The sequence below is a fragment of the Amycolatopsis sp. NPDC003676 genome (assembly GCF_053587275.1).
The window spans coordinates 1-9,607 of sequence record NZ_JBSFNS010000193.1; the positions used below are offsets into that span (position 1 = coordinate 1).

Consider the following 9,607-nt stretch of genomic DNA (forward strand, 5'->3'; position numbering starts at 1 on the left):
CAGCACCGCGACCACGATCGCGACGCCGGTGCCGGACGGGAACAGCAGCCCGACCACCAGCGCCCCCAGGAGCGCCAGCAGCCCGAGCCGCCCGGTGACTGCCATTTAGCGCGGCACCGGCACGGAGGCCAGCACCCGGTCGAGGACGCCGTCCGCGGTCACGCCTTCGAGTTCGGCTTCGGGCCGCACGTCGAGGCGATGCCGCAGCGCCGGACGGGCGAGCGCCTTGACGTCGTCGGGCGTCGCGTAATCCCGGCCGGACAGCCAGGCCCACGCACGCGTCACGGCGAGCAAAGCCGTTGCGCCACGCGGGGAAACGCCGATGCGCACGGCCGGGAGTTCCCGGGTCGCGCGGCAGAGGTCGACGACGTAGCCGATCACTTCCGGCCCGACGGTCACCTTCGCGACCGCTTCCCGCGCGGCGGCGAGCTCCGCCGCACCAGCGACCGGACGCACGCCTGCCGCAGCGAGGTTCCGCGGGTCGAAACCCTGTGCGTGCCGCCAAAGAATGCCGATTTCGTCCTCACGCGACGGTGCCGGCATGGTCAGCTTCAACAGGAACCGGTCCAGCTGCGCCTCGGGCAGCGGATAGGTGCCCTCGTACTCCACCGGGTTCTGCGTCGCGATCACGACGAACGGATCCGGCAACGGCCGCGAGGTGCCGTCGATCGACACCTGCCGCTCCTCCATCGCCTCCAGCAGCGACGACTGAGTCTTCGGCGGCGTCCGGTTGATTTCGTCCGCCAGCAGCAGATTCGTGAAGACCGGGCCCTCGCGGAAGGAGAACTCGCCGCTGTGCGCGTCGTACACAATGGACCCGGTGACGTCGCCCGGCATCAAGTCCGGCGTGAACTGCACTCGCGTCGTCTTCAGGTCCAGCGAAGCCGCCAAAGCCCGCACCAGCAACGTTTTCGCGACCCCCGGCACGCCTTCCAGCAGCACGTGCCCCCGGCAGAGCAACGCGAGGATGAGCCCGGTGACGGCCGCGTCGTTGCCGACCACAGCCTTCCCGACCTCGGTGCGCAAGGCAATCAGGGCCGCCCGCGCGTCCTGCATCTGTTCGGTACTCAAGAACGCTCCACCTCTCGTTCCACCGCGTCCAGTTCGTCCGCCAGCCGCACCAGCGCCGCCTCGTCGGACGGCGACGGGCCGTACAGCACCGCCCCGACCTCGTTCGGCGCCCGGCCGGTCCGCGCGCTCACCGTCTCCACCACCGCGGGCGGGCCGGCGTCGCGCGGCAATCCCAGTCTTTTCCGCAGCCGCGTCCTGGCTGCCTCGCGCAAGGTTTCCGCCGCGTGCCCGGTCGCGCCGCCCCGCCGGTACAGCCGGGCGCGGCCCTCCGCCGTTTCCGCCGACCGCACGACCACCGGCAGCGGCTCGCGCACCACCGGGCCGAGCCGCCGCGCCCGCCACAGTGCGAAAAGGACGATCGCGATTCCCGCGGTCAGCGCACCGTAGCGCCAGCCCGGCGGGATCAGGTCGACGAACGGCTTCTTGTCGCCAGCCAGCGCCGAGTCCTCTGTGGACGGTACGTACCAGGTCAGCTGCCGGTGATCGCCCAGCAGCCGCATGCTGAACGCGGCGTTGCCTTCCTTGGCGATCTGGTCGTTGGTGAACGCGTCCGCGGCGCCGAGCACAGTCACGGTGCCAGTCCGGTCGGCCAGCTGCACGAAACTCGGTTCGGCACCGTCGCGATAACAGGTGCGTGCTGTCTTGTCGTCGGTGCTGTAGTGCCGTCCGCCGAGCGTGACCGAACCGGCGCTGACCGCCGCGCCGACCGTGCAACCCGGTTGCAGCGTAAGGACTTCTCCCGCTCCCGCCGGGGAAACTGTCGGCGCGGTCATGCCCAGCGCGGTCGATCCGGGCGCGACGAGCACCAGGTGCGAAACCCGACGTCGCAGGTCAGCCAACCCGTTTGTCGGCACCAATTGCGGCGCGGTGATCAGCAGAGTTCCGCTGTCGGCCGCATCGCGCGCCTCAGCGAGCGTATGCACGGCACGGACCTGAACGCCTTGCTGCTCCAGCAAATGCGCGAGAGCGTGGCTGCCGCGCGGTTCGTAGGAACCGGGGTCGAATTCGCCGCTGGTCTGCTTTCCGAGGCTGAGGACCATGACTACCGCGACGATCACGATCAGCAGGAGAATCGCGAGCGGAACCCGGGCGCCACGCCAGATTCGGCGCAGATCCGGCGAAACAGCCGTGCTCATGCGTCCGCCAAAACCGGTCGCGCACGCCGGACGCGTTCGTCCAATTCGGACAAAGTGCGGTAACCGGCTTCGGTGCCCGGCCGCCCGCCGTAGTGGACGTCGTCGAACTGCCGCGCGGCGGCCGTCAGCTCAACCGCCAGGTCCGGCAGGAACCTTCCGGCCTCGGCGACGGCTTCGTCCGCGGTCCGGCCGGAGCGGACGTCGAGCAGCGCGCGCTCTTCCATCCCCCGCACGAGTGCGCGGAACCGGTCCCGCACCGCGTCGGCGAAATCGCCGCGAGCGGCGGCTTCCGCTGCGGCTTTCCGGTACTCGTCAGCGGTTCGCCGCCGCCCGCCGAACACCTCGCCGGACGTTTTCGCGGACCGGCCGACCTTGCCCACCCGCAGCCGCACGACCACGATCAGCACGATCACCAGCGCCAGCACGAGCACCAGGCCGAGCGGGCCGCCGGGCACCCCGGACAACGCGTTGAACAGCTCGGAAATCCGCTGTCCGAGCCAATGCCAGACCTGCTCGAGAAAGCCTGGCCGCGCGGCCGCGTAACCCGGGTCGGTCAGTTCCTGAGCCGCCCGCAGCCGGGCGGGGTCCCGGTCGATGTCGACCGGGACGTCGGCGAGAAAACCGATCACCACGCCTGCTGCGGCGGTTGCGGCGGCTGGATGCCCGCCGCCCTGGCCAGTTCGATGTCCATGCCCTCGCGGCGCATCCGCTGGTCGATGTAGAGCACCACGGTGACCAGCGCGGTGAACGGCATGATGATCGTCTCCGCGATTACGCTGCCCACCGATTGCAGCACCAGCCCGCCGGTCGTCACCTTCGGCAGGGTCGCCTGCGGGTTGAACAGGCCGCTGAACGCGCCGGAGCCGAGGCTGAACGGGACGCTGATGATCGCCGAGATGATCCAGCCGATCACGCCCGCCAGCAGCAGAATCCCGAACACCCGCCAGAACATGCCCGACACGAGCTGGCGCGACCGCGTGAACGCCTGCCCGATCGTTCCGCGTTCCAGCACCAGCGCGGGACCGGTGAGCGACCAGAACACATACGGCAGCACGGCGGGCAGCAGGCAGAACGCCGCGGCGACGATCGTGGCCAGCGTGTAAAGGATGGTGACCGCCAGCAGCGGCAGCAGGCGCGGAGCGGCTTCGCGCATCGCCGAGCCGAAGTCGACCGGACGGCCGAGCACCGCCTTGCCCATCACCACGGTGAGGAAGCCGGTGAGGAAAGTCTGCGCCAGCATGGAAATCACGAGCGTCGGCAGCAGCGCGGTGAGCGCGGAACCCAGCAGGCTGTACGCCGCGTCGAGCTGCTGTTGCTGCGTCGCGGCCGGGCCGAGCTGCGCGACCCGGTTGAAATCGGGCACCAGCCACAGCGACGCGACGAGGTTCAGCCCCGCCGAGATCACCGCGACGACCGCGGCCACCCCGAGGATCAGCAACGGGTACCGGCGGATCGCGGTGATCGCGCCGTCGAGGATGTCGCCGACGTTCAACGGGCGCAACGCGATCACGCCCGGTTTGCCCAGTCCGTGCGGGCTCCAGCCCTGGCCGGGACGGCCGCCGCCGGGGTACTGCGGAAGCGGTTGCTGGCCCGGAGATTGCCACTGGCCGCCTGCCGGCGGCGGGGTCGCGCCGGGAGGCGGGAACGAGCCGGGCTGCCCCGGGGTGGCGCCGGCCGGGTTCTCGCCGCCGGAAGAAGACACGCCAGACGGGGTCTCGCTGCCCGGCCGCGGGGATGCCGGATTCTCACCGGTAGAAGGCGAAGTGGCGTTTTGCCCGCTTGGCTGCGACGTCGGGCCAGCCGGGTTCGCGCCGCCCGAAGGCGAAGCCCCACCAGCCGGGTTCTGCCCGCCTGGCTGCGAAGCCGCGCCAGCCGGACTCGCCCAGCCCGGCGGCGGCGTCGCGCCAGCGGCGTTTTCGCTGGCAGGCGACGAATCCGAGCCAGCGGGACCGTCCGAAGCGGCCTGCTTCTCCACGGACGAACCGGAGTTTTCGCTGGCGGACGACGAAATTCCGGCGCTGGCACCGGACGGCGAGGACGAGGTGTCCGTTTCGCCGGTCTCCGGCGGGGTGGCGGCGGTCGCGCCGGGATCGGGGCTCGCGAAGCCCCGGCTCGGCGTAGGCGTGTCGTCCCCCGGCCCGGGCGAACCGGGTGAATTTGTCATCGGAGCCCCTCGTCTGCACGGCCCTTGCGGTTGCTGCCGTCACTCTTCCAGAGCCGTCGACACCCGGCCAGACCTGGGGGGACGTCCGGGCGAGGAGCCAGTCCGGCGAAGTGCTGCGGCGGGCCGGGCGTCCCCCGATATGCTGAACGGCAAGCCGGGGTACGCCCGGCCCGCGCCGAGACCCACCGGGACTGCCCTGATGACGCAACCGCCCTACGGCCAGGTGCCGCCACGCGGGACCGTTCAACCGCCGCCGGTGCCGGGTCAAGGACCGGTGCCGCCGGGCCAGTACCCGGGACAGGCGCAAGGTCCGTACCAGGCACCGCCGGGACAAGGGCCGTACCAGGCACAGCAGCCGCCGTATCAGGGCCCGCCTCCGCAGGGGCCGCCGTGGCAGCAGCCGCCGCCGTCCTATCCGGTGCCGCCGCGCAAACCGACCGGTCTGATCGTGGGCCTGTGCCTCGGCGCGGTCGCGGTGCTGGCGCTGGGCGTCGTGGCGATCGTTTCGCTGAACCGCGGGTCGGGTCCGAGCAACGCGGGCTACCAGGCCGCGCCGCCCGCGCCCACGTCCTCCACCGAACTGCCGCCGACCAGCGGCTCGTCCACCGCGTCGAGCGCGCCGACCAGTTCGTCGGAAAGCCCGAGCACCTCCGCCAGCGCGGGCCCGCACAAGATCCTCCAGCTCGCTGATCACCCGATCCTGCAGGACCGCAACGCCGGCCTCCAGAACCTCGTCTGCAACCTCCCGCAGTGGACCAGCACGCAGGACGGCGCGGAAGCGTTCTTCACCGCGGCGAGCAAATGCCTCGACGCGGCGTGGGGCCCGTTCCTCGAGTCCTACAACCTGCCGTTCACGCCGCCCGCGCTGCACTTCCCGACCGGACCGAGCTTCGACACCGAATGCGGCACCATCCAGGTCGGCATCGCCACCGCGGCGTACTACTGCGAGAACAACCTGTACGTCCCGTTCAAGGGCCTGCAGACCGACCAGTACGGCAACAATCCCGGCGTCTACCTGGCATTGTTCGCCCACGAGTACGGCCACCACGTGCAGGAAGTCGCGGGCATCATGGACGCCGCGTGGCAGAAGATCTACGCGGCCGGGCAGAACAGCCCCGAGGGCCTCGACATGTCGCGCCGCAAGGAACTGCAGGCGCAGTGCTTCTCCGGAATGTTCCTGGGCGCGCACGTCGACCGCGGCGGCACGATCACCCGCGACATGTACAACAAGGCCTGGAACGACCAGGAAACCCGCGGCGACAACACTTCCCGCAGCCACGACCACGGCACCAACGCGCACTACGCGCAGTGGTGGCGCGCCGGGGCGAAGGACAACCGGATCGCGGACTGCAACACCTTCGCGGCCTCTGCTTCGGACGTCAGCTGACCTAGTTGGCACTGCGTCCGTAGTGGTCCGCGGCTGGTGGGCCGCATCCGACGCAATCCCGGCACTACGGATGTAGTGGCTCACTGAGGGCGACTGCCTCCGGCGCACTTTACTACTACGGATGTAGTGGTTCGTTGATCGCGGATGAGTCCCGGCGAGGGTTGGCGCTGCGGGTGCAGTGGTTTGCCCAGAGCGCCGTCCGCACTTCACGCGGTCGTCAGCCGGGAGCGTCAGCTGAGCAGCGCGAGCTTGCCCGAACCGCGGATCACCAGGTAGGCGTACATCCCGCCGCAGAAGCAGGCGAACACCAGCAACGCCAGGGCGATCGGCGCGCGCAGGTCCTGCGAACCCGCCGAGGTGTCCGGAGTGGTCACGGAGACGACGCCGCTGTCCGGGGCGTCGTCCGGGACCAGCACCTGGAGATGCTCGTCCTTGCCGTGCCCGCAGCTGTCGAGCGTGCCCTGGCGCGGTTTGCCGCCGAGCTGGAACGAGACCGATTCGGCGGCCCCGGGAACGGAGCAGTCGACGGCCTTGGTGATCTGGGCGTCCACCGGCGCACCGGGGGACTTCGCGTGGATGCCGAGCAGCCCCGGGCCGGCGAGCCACGTCAAGACCACGACGAGCACCCCGGTCGCGATCGGGATGCCCACCTGCAGCCACCGCTTGACGGGGCTCTTATGCGGGGGGTCGGAAACCTGCACGACGCCATGCTTCCAGATGCCGGGGGCAAAACCCAGTGAGGTGCCCGCGCACGGGGGACCCCGCCCAAACCGCGTGCGCCTCCTCACTCGTCGCCGAGCCCGGCGCCCGATGCCCCGAGGTGCGTGAGGGGAACCCTGAGGGAATCTGATTCCCTCAGGGTTCCCCTCACGCACTTACGGGCACGGGCGGCACCGGGGTCCCGGCATTGCGGGCCGTCAGCCCTCGCGGGTCTCCAGCTTCACGCGCAACGCCAGCCCGAGCTTCACCGCCGCCAGCACCGGCTTCCACAGCAGCCCCTGATGCCGGTCGGCGAGGTAGCGGTAGGCGCTCGCGTGGTGCGCGCGCAGCATCTTCGCCGAGGCGCGCGCCGTCGAGTGGCCGCCGATGTGCATCACGCTCGACGACGGGGCGTAGACGTTCTGCCAGCCCGCCTTCGCGAGCCGGTCGCCGAGGTCGACGTCCTCGAAGTACATGAAGTAGCGGGTGTCGAAGCCGCCGACGGAGTCGAACGCCTCGCGCCGGAAGAGCTGACAAGATCCGGACAGCCAGCCGGACGTGCGTTCGGTCGGCGCGGCGTTCTCCTGGCGGTATTCGCGGGTCCACGGGTTGCCCGGCCAGACCTTGCCGAACACCGCGTGCCCGATCCCGCGCCCGAACGACGGCAGCAGCCGCGCGGACGGGTAGACGGTCCCGTCGAGATCGTGGATCAGCGGCCCGAACGCGGCCCCGCGCGGCCAGCGCCCGGCGACCTCGATCAGCGCGTCGAGCGAGCCCGGTTCCCATTCGAGGTCCGGGTTGACTACGACGACCCAGCCGTAGCTGTCGTCGAGCGCCGCGACGCCCCGGTTGGCGGCCGTCCCGTAGCCGACGTTCTCGCCGATGCTGACGAGCGTCACGTTCTCGCGTTCGGCGGCCTTCTCCGGAGCGCCGTCGGTGGACGCGTTGTCGGCGACGACGACATGGACGTCGCGGTCAGTCGCCTTGTCGAGCGTGTCGAGGAACTTCTCGAGCGTTTCGCCGGGGAAGTAGGTCACGGTCACGACGCCGACGCGGTCACCATACGTGCGCTGCTCAGTCACCGCGCCATTGTCCACTGCTCACCGACGGCTACGTCAGCCCACCGACCCGGTCACCCGCAGTCACTTCCGGTTACGCTTTCAGCTCGGCTAGTTCGTCGTCGATGAGCAGGGCCGGGTCGAACTTCATCCCGGTGAAGTGGCCGGCCAGTTCGAGCGACAGCACGCCGTGCAGGCGGGTCCAGAAGGACAGCGCGCGCCGCACCGCGCCGGTGCCGACGGTGTCGCTGTCCACCCACTCGCGATGGGTTTCCAGGTGCACGTGGAACGTCGTCGCCGATTCCGGCTCGCCCAGGGCCGAGTTCGCCTGGATCAGGACCTCCATGACCTCGTTGGAGATCGCCGTCGTGTCCGGCGGCGCGTGATAGCCGGGCACCGGCGTGCCGTAGATGAGGAAGTAGCGCTGCGGATCGGCCTTGGCCCAGTCCCGGATGACGTGGGCGAGGGCCAGCAGGTCCGCCCCGGAATCCGCCGCCGCCCGGACGGTGTCGGCGAGGCTCCGGAAGGCGTCCCGGATCAACGCGGTGATCAGCTCGTCCCGGCCGCGGTAGTACCGGTAGAGCGCGGGCACGGTCATGCTCATCTGCTTGGCGATCGCGGTCAGCGACAGCGCGGGCAGCCCCGCCTCGGCGATCTGGTTCCGCGCGTGCTGCTTGATCTCCCCGCGCACCTGCTCGCGGTAGCGCTCCCGCGGTGCCTGTTCGGTCATCGGCCGTTCCCCTTTGCTCATCCCCGCCCAGTGTAGTTAAGCCCCTTCACTTCCGCTATTGACGTTCACGACCGCGTGGCTGTACGGTCTTAACCAGAGTTAATACTATTAACAGTCACTAAAGGAGTTCACGATGCCGAACACCAGCCGCCTGCGCACCGCCCTCCTCGCCCTTCCGATCGCCGCCGGACTTCTGGGTGCCGCACCCGCCGAAGCCGCCACGCACCCGGGTTCCCTTACCTGCCAAGGCAAAGGCATCGATCAGACAGCCCAGCTTCACCACCGCGCGGAGACCTTCGTCAAGGCCCCGCTAAGCACCGTGTGGCGGCTGCACACCAACGTCGAAAGCTGGCCGCAGTGGCAGAAGCCGGTCACGAGCATGAAGCGGCTCGACCCGGGCAGGCTGCACCCGGGTTCGCGGTTCCGCTGGACCACGCCCGCCCCGGCCACGCCGTCGACGCCGGCCACCACGCTGGTCATCACGTCGACCGTGCACCAGGTCAAGCCCGGCCAGTGCATCCGCTGGTCCGGCCCCGCGATCGGCCAGGGCCTGCGGATCGACAAGGGAACGCACGTCTGGAACTTCGTCCCGGTGCGCGGCGGAGTCGTCGTCCGCACCGAAGAAAGCTGGACTGGTCCGCAAATCGAGGCCGACCCCGCCACCGCGATCAAATACCTGGCCCCGGGGCTGGACCTCTGGCTCGCCGACCTGAAGACCGCCGCCGAAGCCCACTGCCGCCACTGACCACAACCCCCGCGAAGGAGAATCGTCATGACCGCACCTCGCGCCTCCCTGCCCATCCTGATCGCCGCGTGGTCCGTGCCCGCGCTCGTCCTCGGGCAGTTCGCATTGCTCTCCGGTATCCCGCTGATCGCGCTCGTCGTCTCCAGCCTGCGCAATTCCCAGCCGCGCGCGCTGCGCTGGTGGTCCGCCGGACTGGCCGCGGTCTATCTCGGCGTCCTCGCACTCTGGGCGTTAAGTCCGGAAAGCGCGCCCAGTTTGTCTCAATCCATGAATCCGGCGGTAACCGCATTCTTCGTCGCGAGCGGAGTCGCGGTCGCTATCGCGCACCACGTCCGAAAAACACCCAAGGCCGGTTAACCGAAAACTGGTAATCTCGAAAGCACCAGCCATAACGAGGAGGCCGATGAAAACCGTCGCGATCGAGGAGCACTGGACCACCCCCGGCATCGACCGGATGCTGCGCGCCGAATCCGGCGATCCGAGCATCGCGCTCAACGACCGGGGCGACCTCACCGAACGCCTGCTCGACATCGGCGACCAACGCGTCGCGTGGATGGACGAGGCCGGCATTGACGTCCAAGTCCTCTCGATCGCACCGCCGGGAATGCACGGATGCC

The 9,607-nt window shown here is 69.9% G+C and carries 10 protein-coding genes and 1 pseudogene; 4 read left to right on the forward strand and 7 right to left on the reverse strand.

What is annotated here, in order from left to right; translation table 11 throughout:
* Positions 1 to 105 precede the first annotated feature (105 nt).
* From ACWDNU_RS44025 to ACWDNU_RS44040, 4 genes are read right to left on the reverse strand one after another with little or no spacing between them, the layout of a single operon-like run.
* Complete coding sequence (locus ACWDNU_RS44025; RefSeq protein WP_370940561.1) at positions 106 to 1,056, reverse strand: AAA family ATPase; 951 nt, start codon at positions 1,054 to 1,056, stop codon at positions 106 to 108.
* An 11-nt stretch (positions 1,057 to 1,067) separates the two neighbouring features.
* On the reverse strand, positions 1,068 to 2,207 hold the full coding sequence (locus tag ACWDNU_RS44030; protein WP_449673219.1) for a DUF4350 domain-containing protein: 1,140 nt from the start codon (positions 2,205 to 2,207) through the stop codon (positions 1,068 to 1,070).
* A complete protein-coding gene (locus tag ACWDNU_RS44035; protein ID WP_449673220.1) occupies positions 2,204 to 2,839 on the reverse strand; it encodes a DUF4129 domain-containing protein in 636 nt (211 codons plus the stop codon). Before ACWDNU_RS44035 ends, ACWDNU_RS44030 begins: the two co-directional genes overlap by 4 nt.
* Positions 2,833 to 4,371: a hypothetical protein gene (locus ACWDNU_RS44040; RefSeq protein WP_449673221.1), complete on the reverse strand. Its 1,539-nt coding sequence runs from the start codon at positions 4,369 to 4,371 to the stop codon at positions 2,833 to 2,835. The genes ACWDNU_RS44035 and ACWDNU_RS44040 overlap by 7 nt, the downstream gene beginning before the upstream one ends.
* 199 nt (positions 4,372 to 4,570) lie before the next feature.
* Here ACWDNU_RS44040 and ACWDNU_RS44045 point away from each other — a divergent pair, with 199 nt between their 5' ends.
* Positions 4,571 to 5,758 carry a neutral zinc metallopeptidase gene (locus ACWDNU_RS44045; protein ID WP_449673222.1) on the forward strand — a complete coding sequence of 396 codons (1,188 nt, stop codon included), beginning with the start codon at positions 4,571 to 4,573 and terminating at the stop codon, positions 5,756 to 5,758.
* Positions 5,759 to 5,988: 230 nt separating this feature from the next.
* Here ACWDNU_RS44045 and ACWDNU_RS44050 read toward each other — a convergent pair whose 3' ends face one another.
* The 3 genes from ACWDNU_RS44050 to ACWDNU_RS44060 form a co-directional block, all read right to left on the reverse strand.
* Complete coding sequence (locus ACWDNU_RS44050; RefSeq protein WP_449673223.1) at positions 5,989 to 6,459, reverse strand: hypothetical protein; 471 nt, start codon at positions 6,457 to 6,459, stop codon at positions 5,989 to 5,991.
* Between the two features lie 216 nt (positions 6,460 to 6,675).
* Positions 6,676 to 7,539 (reverse strand): glycosyltransferase family 2 protein, encoded by an 864-nt coding sequence (locus ACWDNU_RS44055; protein WP_449673224.1) that lies wholly within the window; start codon positions 7,537 to 7,539, stop codon positions 6,676 to 6,678.
* A 70-nt stretch (positions 7,540 to 7,609) separates the two neighbouring features.
* The gene (locus ACWDNU_RS44060) at positions 7,610 to 8,245 is read right to left on the reverse strand and encodes a TetR/AcrR family transcriptional regulator (protein WP_344288725.1); all 636 of its coding nucleotides are present in this window, start codon (positions 8,243 to 8,245) and stop codon (positions 7,610 to 7,612) included.
* A 133-nt stretch (positions 8,246 to 8,378) separates the two neighbouring features.
* Here ACWDNU_RS44060 and ACWDNU_RS44065 point away from each other — a divergent pair, with 133 nt between their 5' ends.
* The 3 genes and pseudogenes from ACWDNU_RS44065 to ACWDNU_RS44075 form a co-directional block, all read left to right on the forward strand.
* Positions 8,379 to 8,990 (forward strand): SRPBCC family protein, encoded by a 612-nt coding sequence (locus ACWDNU_RS44065; protein ID WP_449673225.1) that lies wholly within the window; start codon positions 8,379 to 8,381, stop codon positions 8,988 to 8,990.
* A gap of 27 nt (positions 8,991 to 9,017) precedes the next feature.
* Positions 9,018 to 9,347, forward strand: coding sequence for a hypothetical protein (locus tag ACWDNU_RS44070; protein WP_449673226.1), 330 nt, complete (start codon positions 9,018 to 9,020; stop codon positions 9,345 to 9,347).
* 46 nt (positions 9,348 to 9,393) lie between these two features.
* Positions 9,394 to 9,607, forward strand: a pseudogene (locus ACWDNU_RS44075) (amidohydrolase family protein); the annotation flags it as partial.